19 protein-coding genes are annotated in these 20,429 nt (G+C 73.6%); 9 read left to right on the top strand and 10 right to left on the bottom strand.

Translation table 11 applies throughout. The annotated features are described in order from the left end of the window. Positions 1-31: 31 nt before the first annotated feature. A complete protein-coding gene (locus ACLQ2U_RS10425; RefSeq protein ID WP_425750365.1) occupies positions 32-1,255 on the top strand; it encodes a sensor histidine kinase in 1,224 nt (407 codons plus the stop codon). Continuing rightward, positions 1,252-2,019 (top strand): LytR/AlgR family response regulator transcription factor, encoded by a 768-nt coding sequence (locus tag ACLQ2U_RS10420; protein ID WP_425750364.1) that lies wholly within the window; start codon positions 1,252-1,254, stop codon positions 2,017-2,019. The genes ACLQ2U_RS10425 and ACLQ2U_RS10420 overlap by 4 nt, the downstream gene beginning before the upstream one ends. Here the strand turns inward: ACLQ2U_RS10420 and ACLQ2U_RS10415 are convergent. Next, entirely contained in the window at positions 1,973-4,183 is a 2,211-nt protein-coding gene (locus ACLQ2U_RS10415; RefSeq protein WP_425750363.1) for a protein kinase domain-containing protein, read from the bottom strand. The two genes, ACLQ2U_RS10420 and ACLQ2U_RS10415, sit on opposite strands and share 47 nt — an antisense overlap. Before the next feature lie 189 nt (positions 4,184-4,372). Between ACLQ2U_RS10415 and ACLQ2U_RS10410 the strand changes: the two genes are divergently transcribed. After that, a complete protein-coding gene (locus tag ACLQ2U_RS10410) occupies positions 4,373-4,963 on the top strand; it encodes a LuxR C-terminal-related transcriptional regulator (RefSeq protein WP_425750362.1) in 591 nt (196 codons plus the stop codon). Between the two features lie 8 nt (positions 4,964-4,971). Here the strand turns inward: ACLQ2U_RS10410 and ACLQ2U_RS10405 are convergent, their stop codons facing one another. The 9 genes from ACLQ2U_RS10405 to ACLQ2U_RS10365 form a co-directional block, all read right to left on the bottom strand. Then, entirely contained in the window at positions 4,972-5,883 is a 912-nt protein-coding gene (locus tag ACLQ2U_RS10405; protein ID WP_425750361.1) for a type II secretion system F family protein, read from the bottom strand. Between the two features lie 4 nt (positions 5,884-5,887). Then, positions 5,888-7,789: a type II secretion system F family protein gene (locus tag ACLQ2U_RS10400; RefSeq protein ID WP_425750360.1), complete on the bottom strand. Its 1,902-nt coding sequence runs from the start codon at positions 7,787-7,789 to the stop codon at positions 5,888-5,890. Then, positions 7,786-9,156, bottom strand: a complete 1,371-nt coding sequence (locus tag ACLQ2U_RS10395) for a CpaF family protein (RefSeq protein ID WP_425750359.1) — start codon at positions 9,154-9,156, stop codon at positions 7,786-7,788. Before ACLQ2U_RS10395 ends, ACLQ2U_RS10400 begins: the two co-directional genes overlap by 4 nt. Then, positions 9,153-10,325, bottom strand: a complete 1,173-nt coding sequence (locus ACLQ2U_RS10390) for an AAA family ATPase (RefSeq protein WP_425750358.1) — start codon at positions 10,323-10,325, stop codon at positions 9,153-9,155. Before ACLQ2U_RS10390 ends, ACLQ2U_RS10395 begins: the two co-directional genes overlap by 4 nt. Then, positions 10,322-11,113 carry a Flp pilus assembly protein CpaB gene (gene cpaB / locus ACLQ2U_RS10385; protein WP_425750357.1) on the bottom strand — a complete coding sequence of 264 codons (792 nt, stop codon included), beginning with the start codon at positions 11,111-11,113 and terminating at the stop codon, positions 10,322-10,324. The genes ACLQ2U_RS10390 and cpaB overlap by 4 nt, the downstream gene beginning before the upstream one ends. A gap of 35 nt (positions 11,114-11,148) precedes the next feature. Beyond that, positions 11,149-12,195 carry a pilus assembly protein TadG-related protein gene (locus ACLQ2U_RS10380; protein ID WP_425750356.1) on the bottom strand — a complete coding sequence of 349 codons (1,047 nt, stop codon included), beginning with the start codon at positions 12,193-12,195 and terminating at the stop codon, positions 11,149-11,151. A 47-nt stretch (positions 12,196-12,242) separates the two neighbouring features. Further along, positions 12,243-12,572: a TadE/TadG family type IV pilus assembly protein gene (locus tag ACLQ2U_RS10375; protein ID WP_425750355.1), complete on the bottom strand. Its 330-nt coding sequence runs from the start codon at positions 12,570-12,572 to the stop codon at positions 12,243-12,245. 104 nt (positions 12,573-12,676) lie between these two features. Continuing rightward, entirely contained in the window at positions 12,677-12,889 is a 213-nt protein-coding gene (locus ACLQ2U_RS10370) for a Flp family type IVb pilin (RefSeq protein ID WP_425750354.1), read from the bottom strand. 195 nt (positions 12,890-13,084) lie between these two features. Further along, positions 13,085-13,822 carry a prepilin peptidase gene (locus ACLQ2U_RS10365; protein WP_425750353.1) on the bottom strand — a complete coding sequence of 246 codons (738 nt, stop codon included), beginning with the start codon at positions 13,820-13,822 and terminating at the stop codon, positions 13,085-13,087. A gap of 105 nt (positions 13,823-13,927) precedes the next feature. Here ACLQ2U_RS10365 and ACLQ2U_RS10360 point away from each other — a divergent pair, with 105 nt between their 5' ends. The 6 genes from ACLQ2U_RS10360 (at position 13,928) to ACLQ2U_RS10335 (ending at position 20,402) form a co-directional block, all read left to right on the top strand. Further along, positions 13,928-14,590 carry a DUF5701 family protein gene (locus ACLQ2U_RS10360; RefSeq protein ID WP_425750352.1) on the top strand — a complete coding sequence of 221 codons (663 nt, stop codon included), beginning with the start codon at positions 13,928-13,930 and terminating at the stop codon, positions 14,588-14,590. Between the two features lie 104 nt (positions 14,591-14,694). Then, positions 14,695-15,372, top strand: a complete 678-nt coding sequence (locus ACLQ2U_RS10355) for a response regulator transcription factor (protein WP_425750351.1) — start codon at positions 14,695-14,697, stop codon at positions 15,370-15,372. Further along, complete coding sequence (locus ACLQ2U_RS10350; protein WP_425750350.1) at positions 15,369-16,451, top strand: HAMP domain-containing sensor histidine kinase; 1,083 nt, start codon at positions 15,369-15,371, stop codon at positions 16,449-16,451. The genes ACLQ2U_RS10355 and ACLQ2U_RS10350 overlap by 4 nt, the downstream gene beginning before the upstream one ends. Then, a complete protein-coding gene (locus tag ACLQ2U_RS10345) occupies positions 16,448-18,232 on the top strand; it encodes a DUF4153 domain-containing protein (RefSeq protein ID WP_425750349.1) in 1,785 nt (594 codons plus the stop codon). Before ACLQ2U_RS10350 ends, ACLQ2U_RS10345 begins: the two co-directional genes overlap by 4 nt. Positions 18,233-18,310: 78 nt before the next feature. Then, on the top strand, positions 18,311-18,760 hold the full coding sequence (locus ACLQ2U_RS10340) for a hypothetical protein (RefSeq protein ID WP_425750348.1): 450 nt from the start codon (positions 18,311-18,313) through the stop codon (positions 18,758-18,760). Position 18,761: 1 nt separating this feature from the next. Continuing rightward, a complete protein-coding gene (locus ACLQ2U_RS10335) occupies positions 18,762-20,402 on the top strand; it encodes a sodium:solute symporter family transporter (protein ID WP_425750347.1) in 1,641 nt (546 codons plus the stop codon). The last annotated feature ends 27 nt before the right edge of the window (positions 20,403-20,429 follow it).

Here is a 20,429-nt window from a genome sequence, read left to right as displayed (position 1 = left end):
CGATCCGGCCCCGAGCGGCCAGGATCGCTGCGTGGATGGCAACCTCTCCGCCGTCGTCGGCGTCGTCTCACTGGTCACCGCGCTGGCCGCCGCGCTCTGGGCGGTGCTGCGGCTGCGCGGCCGGCGGGGCATCGCCACGGCCACCCAGCGGGCCACCTACGAGGTGCTGCACACCGCCGGCCTGGCCGCCGACCCGCTGCGCGGCGGGCTGCACCCGGCCGGCGCGGCGAAGGCCGTACGCCATCTGCGGGCCCTGGTGGGCGCGGCCGGGCTGGCGCTGACGGACACCGAAAAGCTGCTCGCCCTGGACGGGCGCGGGGCGCACCACGGCGACCAGCTGCTCGCGGCGGCCCGGCGGACGGCGGAGGCCGGGCGCTCGACGGTGCTGGGCGAGGCGGAGCTGCACTGCGACCGGGTGGACTGCCCGGTCCGCGGCGCGGTGGTCGCCCCGCTCTCCGCCGCCGGGCGGGTGGTCGGTGCGCTGGTCGCGGTCGCCGACGCGCCGCCGGCGCCCGGGCTGGTGCAGGCCACCCTGGAGACCGCGCACTGGGCCGGCAACCAACTCGCCCTGGCCGAGCTGGACTCGTCCCGGGAGCGGCTGGCCCGGGCCGAGATCCGCGCGCTGCGCGCCCAGATCAGCCCGCACTTCATCTACAACGCGCTGACCGCGATCGGCTCCTTCGTCCGGACCGACCCGGAGCGGGCCCGGGAACTGATCCTGGAGTTCGCCGAGTTCACCCGCTACTCGTTCCGGGCGCACGGCGAGTTCACCACCCTCGCCGAGGAGCTGCGCTCGATCGACCGCTACCTGACCATCGAGCGGGCCCGGTTCGGTGACCGGTTGCAGGTGCGGCTGCAGATCGCCCCGGAGGTGCTGCCGGTGACGCTGCCGTTCCTCTGCCTCCAGCCGCTGGTGGAGAACGCGGTCCGGCACGGGTTGTCCCGCAAGCCCGGCACCGGCATGGTGAGCATCGAGGCCCGGGACGCGGGCGCGGAATGCCACATAACGGTGGAGGACGACGGAGTGGGGATGGATCCGGCCACGCTGACCGCGGGGATCGCCGAGCTGGCCCGCGGCGGCAGCGACCCGAGCGACGACCCGGGCCAGCACGTCGGCCTCTCCAACGTCGATGAGCGGCTCCGGTCGGTCTTCGGGGACCGGTTCGGCCTGGTCGTCGAGACCGGCCCCGGCTCGGGTACGAAGGTGAGCCTGCGGGTGCCGAAGTTCCACCCCGGCGTACGGGCGGGGTCGTGATCGTGACCGCCCCCGGGTTCCTGCGGGTGCTGGCGGTGGACGACGAGCCGCCAGCGCTGGACGAGCTGGCGTACCACCTGCGGGCCGACCCCCGGGTGGCCCGGCTGCGCACGGCGGGCGACGCGACCGAGGCGCTGCGGGTGCTCCGGGACGCCGACGTGGACGTGGTCTTCCTGGACATCCGGATGCCCGGGCTGGACGGCATGGAGCTGGCCCGGGTGCTGCGCCGCTTCGCCCGGCCGCCAGCGATCGTCTTCGTCACCGCGTACGACGACGGCGCGGTGGACGCCTTCGACCTGGGCGCCACCGACTACGTGCGCAAGCCGGTACGCGCCGAGCGGCTGGCCGAGTCGCTGCGCCGGGTGATCGGCTCGCGGGTGGTCCCCTCGCACCCGGCGGCCCTGGCCCGGGCGGAGGAGGACCCGACCATCCCGATCGAACTGGGCGGGACGACCCGGATGCTGCCCCGCTCGGCGGTGCGCTGGGTGGAGGCGCAGGGCGACTACGCCCGGCTGCACACGGCGGACGGCTCGCACCTGGTCCGGGTCTCGCTGGCGACGCTCGCCGAGCGCTGGGCGGACGCCGGGTTCGTCCGGATCCACCGGTCGTACCTGGTGCAGTTGAAGCTGATCGCCGAGCTGCGCCTGGTCAACTCCGGCTACGTGGTGGTGATCGACGCGACCGAGCTGCCGGTTAGCCGGCGGCATACCCGAGAGCTCAAGGACAAGCTGGTCCGGGCGGCCAAGCAGGATTGGAGCCGCTGAACCCGATCGGCGACTCAGGCGACCGTGGGACCCGGGTGTCCGCCGCGTGCAGCGGCACGTAGTGGTCGAAGAAGAGCGCTTTCACCAGCTCGACCCGGCCGGACACCCCGAACGCCGTGAACAGCGACATCATGCCGTCCTGCACGGCGTACGCGGACATGCCCAGGTCCTGGGCGATCTGGCGGGTGTTGCGGCCCCGGGCGACAGCCCCGAGCAGTCGCCCCTGCCAGGGCTCCAGCCCGAGCGCCCGGGCGACGAACTCGCTCACCTGGTGCGGACGGATGCGCTGCACCGTGACCGCCACCGCGGTCTCCCGCTGCGCCGCGTGGAACGCCAGCCAGCGGCCGTCGTGGCGCACGGCCGCCGGATCGATCACGCCGGACACCCGTCCCCTGGTCACGGCCGCACCGACCTTGTCCAGCTCCGCAGTGTCCAGCAACTGCCGGGCGTCCTCGGTCATGTCGAAGAGCCGGCCGTCATGCGAGATCGTCAACGAGCCCGCCACCGGCCGCCGCGGCCGGCCCGGCAGCGTCTCCACCGTTGCCGGCCGGACGTCCGCCCGGCCGCGCCCCTTGCGGGACTTCGGGACGCGCAGCCAGCGGGGGCCGGCGGCGTTGGTCGGCGGGGCGGGCGCCTCGGGGTGTGGCGGGTCGTCGCCGGGCGCGTCTCCCCGGATGAGGCTCTGGTGCAGCACCGACCCGAGCGGCCGGCTCGCGGGCGCCAGGTGGGCGATGTCCGCGTCGGTGAAGCGGCCACCGGCCCGGTAGAGCAGGAGGGTCCCCCAGGTCCCCTCTTCGTCGTAGCAGGCCAGACGCAGCTCGTCGTCGAACCCTCGGGGCCGGAGGATGTTGCGGAACCGCGAGCTGGCGGACGGGTCGTTCTGGGTGCTGGCGCAGAGAGTGCCCACCCGCGCGCCCTCCGCCAGGTCGACGATCCGGAGGACGTCCTCCTGGCCGTACTCGTTGGCGAACAGCTCGTGCTCGAACTGCTCGTCGTGCGGGCCGCCGTCCACCACGCAGGACGCCCACATCAGCGTGGTCGGGTCCAGCACCGTCCAGATCGCCAGGTCGAAGCCGACCGTCCCGCGCAGCAGCACGCTCGCCTGCTGGCGGAGGCCGACGTGGTCGAGCGAGGTGTCGAGGTGCTGGGCGAGCCGCGCCACGTACGGGTCGCCGGCGGAGCCGGGCGCGGCGGGCAGCGCGGCCAGCGGGTCGGGTCGCACCGTGCTCCGGCCCCGGTCCGACCCGACCTGGTTGCCGCTGTCCCCGCCTCCCGAGGAGGGCTCCGCGGCGGCCACGTCGTCGAGATCGTCCTCGGCCGGGCGGTCCAGTGGCACCTGGATGCCGGCCGCGTACGCCAGCGTGACCGCCACCTCGCGGCTGTCCGGGCGCTTCGCCGGCTCCTTGGCCAGGCAGCGGTGCACGAGATCACGGACGATCGGCGGCACGCCGGGCAGCCGCGGCAGCGGCGCGGGTGCGACGAAGGCGTGCGCCTCCAGCATCTCGGCGCTGGAGTCCACCGTCCACGGCAGCCGGCCGGCCAGCAGCCGGTAGAGGATCACCCCGAGCGAGTAGACGTCGGTGGCCGCGACGACGGCATTCCCGAACAGCCGCTCCGGCGCCACGTACTCCGGGGTGCCGCGCAGCTGCTCCCCCTCCTCGGACGTGTCGCGTTGGCCAGCCACCGCCGCCAGACCGAAGTCGACCACCTTGGCACCGGCCGCCGTCAGCATCACGTTGCCCGGTTTCACGTCGCGGTGCACCACGCCGTGCGCGTGCGCGGAGGCGAGCGCCGACGCGATCTCCGCGCAGGCACGCAACGCCGACTCGACCGGAACCGGTCCGCGCTTGAGCCGCTGGTGCAGCGAGCGTCCCTGCAGCAGCTCCATGACGACGAACGGCACCCGGCTGCCCGCGTCAGTCACCGACTCGCCGTAGTCGTAGACGGCGGCGATGTGCGGGTGGGTCAACCGTGCCGCCGCGCGCGCCTCGGCCAGCACCCCCTGGCGGGAATCGACGTCCTCGGCGTACCGCGGGGACAGCACCTTCACCGCCACCTGCCGGTCCAGGACCTCGTCGAAGGCCCGCCAGACGACGCCCATGCCACCCCTGCCGATCTGGTCGACCAGCCGGTAGCGGTACCCCAGGATCTCCTCGCCCCCCACGGGTTCCAGTTTGCCCCCTCCGTACCGCCATCAACCTGTCGGAAATCGGCTTCGCTGCAGGTCAGCTCCACAGGAAGTGCCGGATTTCCGGCAGGAATGTCGATTCATCGACCCTCGACGTGGTAATCATCGTTCCCACCGGGTCTCACCGCACGGTGAGCTCGCCACCGATCACCGCGAGGGGGTCGCATGTCGGTGTCGGCGGTCTTCGCCGTCCACGCACGGCCCGCCACGCACCTGCTCGTCAGCCGGGCCGTCGCCACCCTGCCGGGCACGGAGCTGGTCGGAGCCGGCAGCTCCGCCGCCGAGGCCGCACGGGTCTTCGACAACCTGGCGCCGGACCTGCTCACCGTGGACGTCCGCCTGTCCGACGGCGGCGGGATCGATCTGGCGCGGCGGCTGCGCGCCGACCGGCCTGACCTGCGGGTCGTCCTCTTCGGGCGGACCACCGACCGGCTGCTCAGGAGCGCGGTGACGGCGGGGGTCTCCGCCTTTTTGCCCGGCAGGCCCGAGGTGGGTCCGGCCGCGGACGCCATCCGGGACAGCCTGGCGGGCCGGGCCAGCTTCTCCTCCCGCTCCCTCGCCGGTGCCCTGCGCAGCGGCCGGCCGGTCGGGCTGAGCCGGCGGGAACGGGAGGTCAACGAGTTGATCCTGGACGGCCTGAGCCCGGTCGAGATAGCCGGCCGCCTCCGGGTCAGCGAGTCCACGGTCAGGACGTACGCCGCCCGGGCGCGTGCCAAGATCGGCCCGGACGCCACCGGGCCCGACGCCCCCGGTTAGCCAGCAGTTCAGTTGCCGAAGGCGTCCAGCAGTCTGATCACGCCCGGCCCGATCACGACGACGAACAGTGCGGGGAAGAGACAGAAGACCATCGGAAAGAGGATCTTCACCGGCACCTTCTGGGCGAGCTCCTCGGCCCGCTGGCGCCGGCGCAGGCGCATCTCGGCGGCCTGCTGCCGCAGCACCTTGGCCATCGGAATGCCCAGCGTCGTCGCCTGCACGGCGGCCGACGCGAACGCCTTCAACTCGTTGACGCTGCTGCGGGCTGCCATCTCGCGCAGCGCGTCCACCCGGCGCCGACCGATCTGCATCTCGTGCAGCACCCGGGCGAGCTCGCCGACCATCGGTCCACGACCGTTCCGGACCACCTGGGCCAGGGCCGCCTCGAATCCCAGACCTGCCTCGACCGTCACCACCAGGGTGTCCATGATGTCGGGCAGGGTCCGGCGGATCTCCTGCTGCCGTTCCTGCGCCAGGTGCAGCACGAGCAGGTCCGGCGCGAAGAATCCGGCCGCGGCGCCGGCCACGACCCAGACCACCGCGGCGAGCGGAGCGGCGACCAGCACAGCCAGGAGCAGCCCGACCGCGCCGCCGACGACGAGCAGCGCACCCTTGTACGCGAGCACCGCGTCGATGCCCAGCCAGGACGGATTGCCCGCCTGGTCCAGCCGGCGGCCGAGGCCCTCGAACGCACCGCCGGGCGTCAGCCGACGGCCCACCGACCGGGCCTGGTCGACCAGCGCCCCGTGCGGCTGGCCGGCAGTTGGCGGGGCCGACGGGAGGAGGCGGTAGCCCTGGTCGGCGGCCTGGAGCGTGCGGGTGACCGCACGCCGGCCGCTCCCGCCGGTCACCGCCGTCAGGGCCACCACGAGGGCCAGGAACAGCGCGCCCAGACCAACCAGCAACAGCATCGCGTCCATGCCCTCACACCTCGACCTTGATCCAGCGCGCCATCCAGAAGATGCCGACCACCATCAGGACCGCGGCGCCGACCAGCATCATCAGCCCAACCGGCGTGGTCCACAGCGGGCTGAGGTACTCCCGTCGGGTCAGCAGCATCCAGATCGCCATCACGATCGGCAGCGCGATGAGCACGTAGGCGGACAGCCGCCCCTCGGCGGACAGCGCCCGCACGTGGCGGCGCAGCCGGTCGCGCTCGCGCAACGTCTCCACCGTGGTCTCGAGGACCTCCGCCAGGTTTCCACCGGTGTCCCGCTGGATGCGGATTGCCATCACCGCCCAGGCGAGGTCGTCGTTCTCCACCCGCTGCGCCACCCGCTCCAACGCGTCGTCGAGGTCGGACCCGAGCCGGACCTCGGCTGTGGCCCGGCCCAGCTCCACGGTCAGCGGACCCGACGGCGAGTCCTGGACCACCGCGTCGATCGCCTGCGCCAGCGAGAAGCCGGAGCGCAACGAGCCGACGACCAGTTGGAGGGCGTCCGGAAGCTGTTCGGCGAAGGCCCGCCGGCGCCGCGCCTCGCGGATCCGGCGGTAGAGGCCGGCGGCCAGCCAACCCAGCGCAAGCCCGAGCAGCGCGCCGAGCACACCACCGAGCAGCCCAAGGAGGACACCGCCGGCGACCGTCGTGCCCGAGCGGACCGCCGTCCACTCCCGCGGGCGGACCGTTATGCCCGCGCGTTCCAGGTCATGGGCGATCCGCTCCTTACCGCGGGCTCCCACCAGCCGGTCGGAGAGCCCCAGGACGGTTCCCGCGAAGCCGCCCTCCGGCCGGGACCCCGCGTCCGGGCCGCCGGTGCGGGCGCCGGGGGCGGGCAGCCGGAACTGTTCGACCTGGCGGAGCCGGCGCTGCCGGACCGACCCGCCCAGGCCGGAGGCGACGAGCAGGATCGAGACCAGCAGGACCCCGAACACGAGCGCGGCGAGCAGCTCTCGCCGGAGCGCCGGCAGACCGGGGAGCACCCGGTCGGCGGCGACCGGCGCCGACGAGGCGGCGGAGGCCGAGGCCGCGAACTTCACCTGTACCGTGCCGCGCGCCGCACCCGCTCCGGTGCCGGCGGTCACCGTGAGACTTCCCGCCTGGCCGGCCAGCTCCGGCGGGACGGCCACGATGATGGTGACCCGCAGCGGGACGCTGTCCGCGACCGCCCGCAGCACCCCGCTGAGCGCGTCCGCCCGCGCTGCCGGACGGACGGTGCCACCGGTGGCGGTGACGAGCTGCCGCAGCTCGGTCAGCCCTGCGGGCACGGCCCGGACGGTGACGAGGTCGACCCGGGTGCCGGCCGTGGTGAGGTCCCGCACCACCGGGCCAGGATCAGTGCTGGTGTCCGGACCACCCGCCACCACCAGCAGCCGTCGGTCCGCGGCCTGCTCGGTGACCTCCGCCGCCGCCCGCAGCCCGGCGTAGAGGGCGGTGTCGCCCGTCGCGCGCAGGCCGGACAGCGCCGCCCGCAACTCCCCCCGGTCCCGGGTCGGGCGGACCAGCACCGCCGGCTCCCCCGCCGCCGCCACCAGGCCGATCGCCACGTCCGCCGGGACCCCCTCGGCGAAGGCGAGCACGCCCTCCTGCGCCGCGCGCAGGGGAGCACCGGCCATGGCCGCGCCGGTGTCGAGAACCACGACGACCGTACGCGCCGGACCGGCATCCTGCACCGCCACGCTGGACGGAAGCAGCCACCCGTCCTTGGCGACGGTCACCGACGGGGTCCTGGCGGCGGAGCCGCCCGGGATGTCGGCGACGAGCCGCACCTGGTCCGGCGCCACCTCGGCGACGGTCAGAGCCAGGTCCCGGGCCGCGTGCGCCGGGGCGGCCGGGCCCAGCAAGACGGCCAGGGCGGCCAGCACAGCCAGCCCGAAACGGCGGGTCACCACGGCCGGCTGTCGAACAGGCCGACGGGCACCGGGATGCCCGCGTCGGCGAGGGTGTCGAGCAGGCGCGGACGCAGGCCGGTCCACCGCAGGGTCCCGAGATGCCGGCCGTTCTCGTCGTTACCGGCCCGGTGGTCGAAGACGAACAGGTCCTGCATGGTCACCACGTCGCCCTCCATTCCGAGCACCTCGGTCACGTGGGTCACCCGCCGGCTGCCGTCCCGCAACCGGCTCTGGTGCACCACGAGGTCGACCGCCGAGGCGATCTGCTCCCGGATCGCCCGCACCGGCAGGTCGAGGCCGGCCATCAGCGACATGGTCTCCAGCCGGGCCACCGAGTCCCGGGGACTGTTGGCGTGCACCGTGGTGAGGGAGCCGTTGTGGCCGGTGTTCATCGCTTGGAGCAGGTCCAGCGCGGCGCCGTCGCGGACCTCGCCGATGACGATCCGGTCCGGGCGCATGCGCAGCGCGTTGCGGACCAGGTCCCGTACGGTGATCTCACCGCGTCCCTCGATGTTGGGAGGGCGCGACTCCAACCGCAGGACGTGGTTCTGGCGCAACTGGAGCTCCGCCGCGTCCTCGATGGTGACGATCCGCTCCTCGGGCGGCAGGAAGCTGGAGAGCACGTTCAGCGTGGTGGTCTTGCCGGAGCCGGTGCCGCCGCTGATGACGACGTCGAGCCGGCCGCGTACGCAGGCGTAGAGGAACTGCGCGACCGCCGGGGTGAAGGTGCCAAAGCCGATCAGGTCGTCCGTGGTGAGCGCCTCGTGGGCGAACTTGCGGATGGTCAGCATCGAACCATCGAGCGCCACCGGCGGCAGGACGACGTTCACCCGGCTCCCATCGGGCAGTCGGGCGTCCACCATGGGGCTCGACTCGTCGACCCGCCGGCCGACCCGGGAAACGATGCGGTCGATGACCCGCCGCAGGTGGTGCTCGTCGACGAACGACGCGTCGACCTGGTGGATGCGCCCGAAACGCTCCACGAAGATCTGGTCCGGGCCGTTCACCATGATCTCGGTGACGTCCGGGTCGCGCAGCAGCGGCTCCACCGGGCCGTGACCGAGGATCTCGTCGATCAGCTCGGCCGAGATCCGCGCCGGGTCAGCGACGGCCATCGGCGAGTCGCTACGGGCCAGCACCTCGCTGATCGTGTCCCGGACCCTCTTCTCCAGCACGGCGTCCGGGGTGCGGTTGTCGTACAGCTGCGGGCCGAGGATCTCGAGCAGCTCGCGGTGGACCCGCAGGCGCAGGGCGGCGGTCGACCCACCGCCGGTGGGCCCGGTGATCGGGCCGGACGGGCGCCCGGTCCGGCCGCTGTCGCCGCCACCCGGGTGACCCTGCGCCAGCCGGTCGGTGAGGCTCATCGGTTGCCCGCCCGACCGATCCGCTCGCGCAGGCTGCGGCCCGCGCGGTGCGCGGCCTTGTCGGAGATCCGTTCCAGCGCCAGCTCGCGAATGGCCCGGCTGACCGGGTGGCCCGGCTTCTCCACCATGATGGGCACCCCTCGGTTGATCGACACCGGCACGTCGCGGCTGGACGGGATGTGCACGGAGGTCGGTGTCTGCAGCACCCGTTCGACGTCGGCCCCGGTCAGTCCGACCCGGGCGTCGCTGCGGTTGAGCACCACGAGTCGAGCCTCCTTGCGCAGTTCGAGGAGATCGAGCATGTCCATGGCGACCCGCAGGTTCTTGAGGGCGGGTACGTCCGGGGTCGCCACCAGCACGTGGAAGTCGGAGACGTCGAGCGCGGCGAGCACCCCTTCGGTGAACGCGGCGGGTGTGTCGACCACCACGTAGTCGGCCATCGTGCGGACCGCGGCGAGGACCTGGGCGATCAGGTCCCGCCCGATCCGCTCCGCGTCCGTCGGCCCGACCGGCGCGAGCAGCACGTCGATCCCCGGCGCGTACGGCGTCAGCAGCGCGCGTACCAGGGTCGGGTCGATCCGCTCCCGGGCGTTCACCGCGTCGGCGATGCCCCGTTCGGGCACCAGCTGCAGCATGATCCCGACGTCGCCGAAGGCGAGGTCCAGGTCGACCAGACAGACCCGCCGCTGACCGCCCTCGGCCAGTGCCACCGCCAGGTTGGTGGCGAGCGTCGACTTGCCGCAGCCGCCCTTGGCCGAGAAGATCGTGACGACCCGCGCCGCGCTGGTCGCCCGGGCCGGCGTACCGGCGCCGAGCAGGTGGCGGGACACCTCCAGCGAACGCGCGCAGGCCGCCCGCACCGCGGCGATGTCGCGGGCGTTGACCACATCCCGTACGCCGGCCCGCAGCGCCTGGCCCATGGTCTCCACGTCCAACTGCTCGCGCAGCAGGAGGACGCCCAGGGCCGGGCGGGCGAGCCGCTGCCGGGCCGCGAAGTCGAGCGCCAGCGCGGCGTCGGGGCTCGGACCGAAGAGCACCAGCGGATCGGGGTGCTGGTCGGCGAGGAGCCGCTCCACGTCCTCGAGCCGGCTGGTGGTGAGCACCCCGGTGCCCAGCAGCGAGGCCAGCTGGGCGCTCCACTGGCGGTGGGGTTCGAAGAGAATCGTCATCGCCGCTGGCCGAACAGCGACCGGTTGTCCACGCCAGAATCGGGCTTGACGTTCGAGGAGTCGCCCAGCACGCCGACGTTGAGCTCGCCGCCGAGCGCGACCGCGTGGGCCAGCCGCTCCGCGTCGACCTGGTTCAACCCGAAGGTGACCGAGAGCTCGTCCTGCGCGCCGCCTCCGGTCGTACCCCCTGCGGCGGCCCCGTCCTGCCCGGGCACCGGCCCCACCGAGATCACCTCGACGTCGGTCATCAGCAGCCGGGTGACGCTGTTGATCTCGCGGCCCTTCTCCAGGCCGGCGCCGGAGACAACGTCCCGCCTCTGCTCGCCGAGAGGGGTGTACGTGTAGAAGATGGCCACCCGGGCGCCGGCGCGCAGCGAGGCCGGGCCGAACACGGTGGACTTCACCCGGGCCGTGATCGCCATCTGGCCGTCGGGGATCGCCAGCCCGCTGCCGCTCGTGACCGCGGTACCGAGTATGGGGCGCAGCAGGAGCTGACCGCGTTGCACCGGGGCGGTGGTCACGAGGGCGTCGAGGTTGCCGCTCACCTGCTCCAGCGCGTCCTCGGGCAGGGTCTCCACCGGCATGCGCACCTGACGCACGTACCCCTTGGTGCGCAGCGCCTTCCCGGACGTGCCCGCCGGGATCTGCTTGTCGGCGACCAGCACCGTGCGGGCCCGCTTGCCCTCGAGGGCGCGGTCGTCGGCCGAACGCAGGTAGAGCATGACGGCGCCGGTGCCCAGCGCCGCCAGGACGACGGAGATCAGCACCAGGATGATGCGTCGGGCCATGAGTGGAGGTCCCCTACCTTTTCCGGTTCTCGATGTCAGCCGATGGGGGCGACGACGCGCGCGCCCAGGTCCGGTCCGCCGATCGCACCGCCGCCCGGCACGACTGTCTGGGTGAAGTAGCCGTAGACGCAGGAATTCCCGCCGTCGTCGCACGCCGACCGCTCGGCCGACGGGACTTTCAGGCCCGGCAGGTACCAGCCGGTGACGACGAACGCCGCGAAGCCGGAGACGATGTACTCCGCGTTGCCGCCACCACCGGAGATCGCGCCGAACACGGGCACGAGGATCGGCCGGTTCGCCGTGACGAGGTCGGCAAGCGTGTCCTTGCAATCCACCGGCCAGCTGTCGCCCGTGTGGACGCCGCGGCTGTCGTCGACTGAGTAGGTGACCCGGCAGTCGTCGTCCGCGTCCTTCAGCCACCGGTAGCCCCCCGGTCCGCCACCTGACCCCGCCTTGGGGGCACAGGTCGTGGCGGTGTCTTCGTCGTACACCGGGAAGGACCGCTCGACCGGCGGGCGGAATGCGTTGCCGTTGTCGGTGTACCGGTTCCAGTCGCAGGCGGAGATGGCCATCGCCAGCGTGGTCGCCCTCATCGGCGGGCCCCAGGCCACCCGGGAGCAGGCGCCGACCTCCGCACCCTTGTAGCCGCCTACGAGCGCTTGGGCGAAGACCGGCGGGAGCACGGTGGAGTCGTCCTCGCCCCGGGTGCTGGTGTGCACCTCGACGTAGCTGCCCCCTGCTGGAGGCGGCCCGACGCAGTCGGTGAGCCGGCCCTCCCAGGACGGACATGCCGACAGCTCCCCGCCCCGGCCGCAGACGGTCGCGGCGGCGGCACCGTCGTTCGCGTTGCGGTCGGCGTACGACTCGGCCACGTCCTGCAGATCTGTGCCCTGCGGGTCTGTCGCTTCCGGCGAGCAGTCGGCCGGGTCCGTGGCGCAGATCTGGGCGACCTTCACCGCGCCGGCGTCCGCCCCGTTCTGCAGCTGGCCGCGTTCGACGTAGAGGTTGCCCACGTCGACCACCAGGGCGGCCATGCCGAGCAGCACCCCCGAGCCGAGGAGCAACCCGACGGTCAGCGCCACGGCCCCGCGGTCCTCGCGCGCGCCGAGGCGAGCCCGAAGGCGACTTATTACTGGCATGGCACGACTCCCCGACCGGTGAGCTTGACCTTTTCGCCGAAGCCGCCGCCGAGGAGGCCGACCGGTGTGATGAAGGTGAACTTGTGGGTGAGGACCACCTCGGCGTCCTGGCGGGTGCCGGAGCACCCCACGGCGGTCACCCCGATGTCCTTGCCGGCGATGAGCTCGGCGCGGGCCTTCGCGTTGCCGCCGAAGGAGGCGGCCCGGGCTGCGTCCCGGGCCGCCTCGGTCAGCGCGATCTGCTTGGTGAGCATCCGTCCGAAGTCGATGATCCCGAAGATGAGGATCAACAGCAGCGGCAGGACGAGCGCCATCTCCACCGCAGCCGCCCCCCGGTCGGTCCTGCGCCTGCTGCAGCCGGCGCCGTCGCCCTGAATCCGAGCGGCCGACTCGACAGATCGCAGGTGCGGCCAGGGCCGCGCCACTAGCGCGTCTGGTCGCACTCGTTCACGCCGGCGCCCGCCGAGACGTTGTCGCAGGCCCGGTCGAACATCCAGTCGACCCGGTTACCGAGTACGAAGATGACGCCGCCGAGAACGGCGGCGATGAGGCCGACGATCAGGGCGTACTCGACCGCGCTGGCGCCGCGGTCGCGGCTCTTGGCCCAAGCCATGATCCGGAAGATGACATCGTTCATTGAAGAACGCTCCAGGGGAGGGATCGCGGCCGGTGACCGCGACGGTGGTTGACGCCGGGCAAGGAACGAGTTGAGTTTTCCCGGCCGCAACTAACTGTGTCAATGACGTCACAGGTCAAGGTGCTACCCGCCGTTCGCCGGCAGCGTCCACAAGCGAAGCCACCGGACGGTGGAGGGTGACTGTGGCCGGTCGGGCTATCGCAGCGCGGCCAGGACCGTCGCGGTGACCGCCGCGGCGAGCATCGCGGGGCCGTACGGCACGGCCGTCTTCCGGCCCGCGCGCCCGGCGATGACCAGGCCGATGACCAGCGGAAGGTTCAGCACCGGCGCGAGCAGCACGCCGGCCGCGACGGCGAACCAGCCGAGCCAGCCGAGGTAGAGACCGAGCACGGCCCCCAGCTTGACGTCGCCGAACCCCAGCTGCGATCGCGGCAGGAGCGCCAGCGTCACATATCCGACACCGCAGCTCACCGCCCCGAGACCGGCGCGGACCAGCGGTGCGCTGTCCTGCTCGACGGCCGCCGCGATCACCAGGAGGACCACGCCGCCGACGAACGCCGTCCCGACCAGGGGGTCGGGCAGCCGCAGCACCTTCAGGTCGATCAGGGCCAGCGGGACGGCGACGGCGGCGAGCAGCAGGAAGGCCGGCAGCGCCGGCGTCGGACCCAGGGCTGCTGCGACAGCGCCGCAGACCGCAGCCGACAGCGGGACGGTCAGCCACTGACCGGGAGTGGGACGAACTCCGCACTCGGGGCACCGATCCGACCGCCACCACCCGCCCCGGACGGCACCGCACTGCACGCACCCGCGTCGCCACGGGGGTTGCTGCGTACCGTCCGGCCACTCCACGGAATACCGATTGACGAGGCCGGGCAGCACCACCCCCCAGCATGCGCCGGCGAGAGTGGCGACGGCCACGACGGGAAGCAGCACGGGCGCATCGTAGCCACCCGGCAGACCGGGACCGGAATCGCGAACGGAAATGACGAACCTTGTCGTACACTGTACGGCAGACCGTACGAGTGAGTGGAGGTCCGCGTGACCGAGTCCCCGTTCGATGCCGGAACCGAGTTCGACCGCCAGGTCGCCACCCTGATCCGCCTGGGCTACCCGAACCTCGCCGGGCTGGCCGAGGAGCAGTTCACCGAGCTGGTCACCCCGCTGCGGGCGACCGCCGTCGCCGGTGCCGCGGAGTTGGCGCCGCCCACCGAGGCCCGGGTGCCGTTCCTGTTGGTGATCACCCGTGAGCTGGTCCCGGTCGAGGCACGGCTGGGGCTGACCACGCTGCCCGGCAAGCGCAAGCCGGGTTTCCTGGACCGGCACTACGCCGAGGGCGACCTGGCGACGTTCGACCCGATCAAGGAGTTGGAGGTGCCGGCCGGGCCGGCGTACCTGCTCTTCGACGTGGACCGGGGCGAGGAGACGCTCAACCTGGCGCCGTCGGCGGCCATGGAGGTGATCACCGCCCAGGACCGCCTGCCCCTCAGCATCGACGAGGGGCTCGCTTTCATCACGCTCCACCCGGCGGCACTGGCGAAGAACAGGTGCTTCTCGCTGGTCGGGTCGCGCTGCGGCGACAAGCGGGTGCCGGCGCTCTGGATCAGCCAGGGCGCGCCGAAGCTCGGCTGGTGCTGGTGGGGCAACCCGCACACCTGGCTCGGCTCCGCCTCCGCCCGACCCGAACGGGTCGGCCTCGACTGAACTAGTGCCGGCCACCGGGTTATCCACAGGAGTGAAGTGTTCTCCACAGGTTGTTCACAACGCGCCCCACCGATCTCCACGGCCGCTCCCTACAGTCAGGTCCCATGAAGGAACGCCGGGTGTTGGTGGTCGAGGATGAACGGACCATCGCCGAGTCGGTCGCCGCCCGACTACGGGCCGAGGGTTTCGCGGTGGACATCGCCGGTGACGGCCCCAGCGCGGTCGATCGGTTCCGCAGCGGCCAGCCCGATCTCGTCGTACTCGACGTCATGCTGCCGGGCTTCGACGGCCTGGAGGTGTGCCGGCGGATCCAGGCCGACCGAACGGTGCCGGTGCTGATGCTCACCGCGCGGGACGACGAGACCGACCTGCTGGTGGGGCTCGCGGTCGGGGCCGACGACTACCTGACCAAGCCGTTCTCGATGCGCGAGCTGTCGGCGCGGGTGCACGTCCTGCTGCGCCGGGTGGAGCGGGCCGCGGCCGTCCTGGTGCCCGGCCTCGAGCTCGGCGACATCGAGATCAACCAGGCCGAGCGGCGGGTCCGCCGGGGCGGCGCCGAGGTGCACCTGACCCCGACCGAGTTCGACCTGCTGGTGCACCTCGCCGGCCGGCCGCGCACCGTGCTGCCGCGGGAACGGCTGCTCGCCGACGTCTGGGGCTGGGCCGAAGGCTCCGGTACCCGCACCGTCGACAGCCACGTCAAGGCACTGCGCCGCAAGCTCGGCGCGGACCTGATCCGCACCGTGCACGGCATCGGATACGCGCTGGAGGTGCCGGAGTGATCGCGCGCCTGTTCACCTGGGTGGACCGGGTGCTGGAACTGCTGCCGCGCCCGCTCGACCCGGTCCGCTCGATCAAGGTGAAGCTGGGGATGTTGCTGGTCGGCTCCGGCGCGGCCGGATTCACCTATTTCTGGTACGCGACCGGCTGGCTGCCTCGGACGACCACGGCGACGGCCATCGCCCTTGCGCTGCTCACCTCCCAGGTGCTGGCGCACGGCATGACGTCGCCGCTGCGGGAGATGACCGCCGCCGCCGGGTCGATGGCCCGCGGCGACTACACCCGACGGGTACGCGCCACCTCCCGTGACGAGGTCGGCGAGCTGGCCCAGGCGTTCAACAAGATGGCCGAGGACCTGCACGCCGCCGACCAGCGCCGCCGGGAGCTGATCGCCAACGTCTCGCACGAGCTGCGTACCCCGATCACCGCCCTGCAGGGCGTCCTGGAGAACGTGGTGGACGGGGTGGCCGCACCGGAGCCGGCCACCCTGCGGGCCGCGCTGGCGCAGACCGAGCGGCTGGGTCACCTCGTCGCCGACCTGCTCGACCTGTCCCGGTTGGACGCCGGCGTGGTGCCGCTGCGGCGGGTACGGATCGACGTCGCCGACTTCCTCGACGAGGCGGTGAAGCGCGCCACGGCGACCGCCGCCGGGACCGGGCGGGACGTCCGCTTCCGCCTCCGGGAGCTGCCCGCACCGCTGACCCTGCAGGCCGACCCCTGGCGGCTGCACCAGGTCTTCGCCAACCTGCTGGACAACGCCGCCCGGCACAGCCCCACCGGAGGCACCGTGCTGGTCGCCGCCGAGGAGCGGGCGGGAGAGCTGTACTTCGAGGTCAGCGACGAGGGCGAGGGAATCCCGCTGGCCGAGCGGTCCCGGGTCTTCGAGCGGTTCACCCGGGGCGACCGGGCCGCCGGCGGCGGGACCGGACTCGGCCTGGCCATCGCCCGCTGGGTGGTCGAACTGCACGGCGGCAGCATCCAGGTGGTCGACCTGCCGACGACGGTCCGGAGTGGACGTGGCGGCTGCCGGGTCCAGGTCACCCTTCCCCGTACCGCACCCATTCGAGGAGAAGCAGCATGACCAGCTCACCCGTCAGGCCGGGCCCGGTACCACCGCCCGGGCCGGTCGCCGCCGGGCCGGCCGTGCCGCAGCAGCGGCCCTGGCCGCCGCCGCCCGGGCCACGCCCGCCGTCGGTGTTCCAGCGGCGGTGGGCCGGCCCGACCGGTCCGGCCCGACCGCTGATCCTCGGCGCGGTCACCGTCGCCGCCACCGTCACCGCGTCGGCGGTGCCGCTGGACCGTCCCGGCCTCGGTTGGCTGGTGGCCGCCGCGGCCGGAGCCGGCACCCTCGGTACGGCCGCCACCGCGCGGCCCGGTTCGTCAGCTCCGACGACCGCCACCGGGTCGGCGCAGTCCCCCGCCGTACCGGACGCAGCGCCACGATCCGCGACGACCCCACCCGCGCAGCCGGCGCAGCCCGCAGCGGCCAGTCCGGTCCAGCCGAACAACCCGCCGCCGCCGGTCGGCGTACCGGAGAAGCAGCAGACCAGCGCGCCAGCCGGCGCGACCGTCCGTCCCGGCGCCACGGGGGCGCCGGGGCGGGCGGCCCGGCTGGTCTGGGCGGCCGCCACGCTGGCCCTGGTCGGGGTCGGTACGGTCCGGGCCGCCGGCTGGCTCTTCGTGCTCTGCCTGCTCGCCGCCGTGGTCACCGCCACCCTCGCCGTGGCGGGCGGGCGTACCCCGCTCGGCATGCTGATGGCCGGGGTGCTGCCGCCGGCCGCCACGGTCCGGGCGCTGCCCTGGGCTGCGCGCGGCCTGCCGCGGGCCCGGCCGGACGGCCCGAGCGTCGGACGCAGCCTGGCCAGCGTGGCCGTCACCGCCGGTCTGCTGCTCGTCTTCGGCCTGCTCTTCTCCTCGGCCGACGCGGTCTTCGCCGACCTGCTCGCCGACGCGCTGCCCGACATCTCGACGCCGGGCGTGGTCGGTTGGGTCTTCCGCTTCCTGCTGGTCGGGGCGGCCCTCCTCGGTGGGGCGTACCTGCTGGCCGCGCCGCCGGACCTGGAGGGTCTGCACGCCGGTCCGGCCGGTACGGTCCGCCGGCTGGAGTGGGCGCTGCCGCTGGCCCTGCTCGACGTGCTCTTCGCGGCCTTCGTGCTGGTGCAGCTCGCCGTGCTCTTCGGCGGCTCCCGGCACGTGCTGCGCGCGGCGGGACCCACCTACGCCGACTACGCCCGCAGCGGGTTCTGGCAGCTGCTCGCGGTCTCCGCGCTCACCCTGCTGGTGATCGCCGGCGCCGCCCGCTGGGCTCCTCGGGGCACCCGCGTCGACCGCATCCTGATCCGGGTGCTGCTCGGTACGCTCACCGCGCTCAGCCTGGTGATCGTCGCCTCGGCGCTCTACCGGATGCAGGTCTACACCGACGCGTACGGGGCGACCCGGCTGCGGCTCGTGGTGGCGACCGTCGAACTCTGGCTCGGGCTGCTCTTCGTGCTGGTCGGGGTGGCGACGATCCGGCTCCGCGGCGGCTGGCTGCCCCGGTTCGTCCTGGGCGCGGCGGTGGTGGCCCTGCTCGGGCTGGCCGCGGTCAACCCCGACCGGTTGATCGCCGAGCGCAACGTCGACCGCTACCGGCAGATCGACCGGATCGACGGCGGCTACCTCTCCCGGCTCTCCGCCGACGCGGTGCCGGCCCTGGACCGGCTGCCCGAGCCGATGCGCTCCTGCGCGCTGCGGGACATCGCCGCCGAGTTGCCGGAGGACGGCTGGCGGACGGCGAACGTCGGCCGGGCCCGGGCTCGGGCACTGCTCGGCCCGGATCCGGCCGAGGCCAGCGTCGGGGGCTGCCCCAACCCCCGCTGGTGACCACCGCACCCCGGCGGCGACCTGTCCCGCCGCCGGGGGCACTCTTGACAATCCCGCTGAGCAGGCGAGACTGCCGGGATGCCCGCACCCCACGATCCGGACGCACCGGGGCGGCCCGAACGGGACCCGGCCGGTCGGCTGCCAGCACCCCGGGCGCCGGAGCCGCCCTGGCGGGCGCGGATCGTGCTCGCCGAGGTACGCCGGGACACCCGGGCCGACCGCACCCGCACCGAGCTGACCCAGCAGACCCGGGTCGGCGAGGCGCTGGTCCGGGGGCTGGTCCGCGCCCAGCTGGCGCTGGCGCTGCGGCTCAGTCTGGTGGTGCTGATCGGGCTCGGCGGGCTCCCCTGGCTGTTCGCGATCGCCCCCGCCGTCGGCCGGGTCACCGTGCTCGGCGTCAACCTGCCCTGGCTGCTGCTCGGGCTGGCCTCCTTCCCCTTCCTGATCGCGGTGGGCTGGGCGTACGTCCGGCTGGCCGAACGCAACGAGCAGGACTTCACCGACCTCGTCCACCGGCCGGAGCGCTGAGATGGGCAACGGGTTCGTCGTCCCGGCGATCGTGGCGGTCACCCTGGTCACCCTCGGGATCGGCTTCTACGGCCTCCGGTTGGCCCGGACCACCTCCGACTTCCTGGTCGCCTCCCGGGCGATCAGCCCCACCTGGAACGCCGCCGCGATCGGCGGGGAATACCTGTCGGCGGCCAGCTTCCTCGGCATCGCCGGGCTGATCCTGAAGTACGGCGTGGACGTGCTCTGGTACCCGGTCGGCTTCGCCGCCGGCTACCTGGCGCTGCTCCTCTTCGTGGCCGCCCCGCTGCGCCGCTCCGGCGCCTTCACCCTGCCCGACTTCTGCGAGCTGCGACTCGGCTCCCGGTGGCTGCGCACCCTGGCCACCGTCTTCGTCATCTTCATCGGCTGGCTCTACCTGGTCCCGCAGCTGCAGGGCGCCGGGCTGACCCTGGCCACGGTGGCCGGCTCGCCGTACCCGGTGGGGGCCCTGCTGGTCGCGGCCGTGGTCACCGCGAACGTGGCGCTCGGCGGCATGCGGGCGATCACCTTCGTGCAGGCCTTCCAGTACTGGTTGAAGCTGACCGCACTGGCCGTACCCGCGATCTTCCTGGCGTTGCAGTGGCAGGCCGACGCCCGCCCCGCGGTGACCCCGCCCGACGGGCCGGCGTTCCGGACCGCGACCACCGTCGTGGTCGAGCACCGCGCGACCCTCACCCCCCCCGACGGCACCGCCCGGGAGGTACGCCCCGGCGACCGCCTCGACTTCGCCGCCGGCGACCCGGTGCCCGAGGTCTCCGGGGTGACCACCGACGCCGCCGACTGGCTGCTGCCCAGCGCGGCCGGGGACGACGACCGTGGGCTCTTCGCCACGTACTCGCTGATCCTGGCCACCTTCCTCGGCACCATGGGTCTGCCGCACGTGCTGGTCCGCTTCTACACCAACCCCGACGGCGCCGCCGCCAGACGCACCACCCTGGTGGTGCTCGCCCTGGTCGGCGCCTTCTACCTGCTGCCCACCCTCTACGGCGTGCTGGGCCGGATCTACACCCCGCAACTGCTGGTGACCGGGCACACCGACGCGGTGGTGGTGCTGCTGCCCGGCGCGGCGCTCGGCGACGGCCTGACCGGGCGGCTGCTCGCCGCGCTGGTCGCGGCCGGCGCGTTCGCGGCGTTCCTCTCCACCTCGTCCGGCCTGCTGACCAGCGTCGCCGGGGTGATCTCCACCGACGTGCTCGGGCGGGGCTCGGTACGCGGCTTCCGGCTGGCCACCGTGATCGCCGGCGGGGTGCCGGCGGTGCTCGCGCTGAACGTCTCCGGGCTGGACGTCTCCCAGGTGGTCGGGCTGGCCTTCGCGGTCGCCGCGTCCAGCTTCTGCCCGCTGCTGGTGCTCGGCATCTGGTGGCGCGGCCTGACCGACCTGGGCGCCGCCGCCGGGGTGCTGGTCGGTGGCGGCGCGGCGATCGCGGCGGTGCTGGTCACCGTGCTCGGCCCGCCGTTGTCCGGCTGGCCGGCCACGCTCATCGCGCAGCCGGCCGCCTGGACGGTGCCGCTGGCCTTCACCGTGATGGTGGCGGTGTCGATGGCGACCCGCCGCCGCGCGCCGGCCGACGTCGGGGCCACCATGCTCCGACTGCACGCCCCGGAGGCGCTGCGGCTGTGAGGGGACCGGTCACCCGGCCCCCTCACG

The organism is Micromonospora sp. DT47, from assembly GCF_049844475.1.
GTDB lineage: Bacteria > Actinomycetota > Actinomycetes > Mycobacteriales > Micromonosporaceae > Micromonospora.
This window is presented reverse-complemented; position numbering and strand designations above follow the sequence as displayed.

Excerpts from the sequence above, each read along its gene's own strand:
- ACLQ2U_RS10355 (WP_425750351.1), top strand. The coding sequence starts at position 14,695 with ATGAAGGAACGCCGGGTGTTGGTGGTCGAGGATGAACGGACCATCGCC.
- ACLQ2U_RS10405 (WP_425750361.1), bottom strand. The coding sequence starts at position 5,883 with ATGGACGCGATGCTGTTGCTGGTTGGTCTGGGCGCGCTGTTCCTGGCC.
- ACLQ2U_RS10410 (WP_425750362.1), top strand. The coding sequence starts at position 4,373 with ATGTCGGTGTCGGCGGTCTTCGCCGTCCACGCACGGCCCGCCACGCAC.
- ACLQ2U_RS10335 (WP_425750347.1), top strand. The coding sequence starts at position 18,762 with ATGGGCAACGGGTTCGTCGTCCCGGCGATCGTGGCGGTCACCCTGGTC.
- ACLQ2U_RS10340 (WP_425750348.1), top strand. The coding sequence starts at position 18,311 with ATGCCCGCACCCCACGATCCGGACGCACCGGGGCGGCCCGAACGGGAC.
- ACLQ2U_RS10345 (WP_425750349.1), top strand. The coding sequence starts at position 16,448 with ATGACCAGCTCACCCGTCAGGCCGGGCCCGGTACCACCGCCCGGGCCG.
- ACLQ2U_RS10370 (WP_425750354.1), bottom strand. The coding sequence starts at position 12,889 with ATGAACGATGTCATCTTCCGGATCATGGCTTGGGCCAAGAGCCGCGAC.
- ACLQ2U_RS10390 (WP_425750358.1), bottom strand. The coding sequence starts at position 10,325 with ATGACGATTCTCTTCGAACCCCACCGCCAGTGGAGCGCCCAGCTGGCC.
- cpaB (WP_425750357.1), bottom strand. The coding sequence starts at position 11,113 with ATGGCCCGACGCATCATCCTGGTGCTGATCTCCGTCGTCCTGGCGGCG.
- ACLQ2U_RS10395 (WP_425750359.1), bottom strand. The coding sequence starts at position 9,156 with ATGAGCCTCACCGACCGGCTGGCGCAGGGTCACCCGGGTGGCGGCGAC.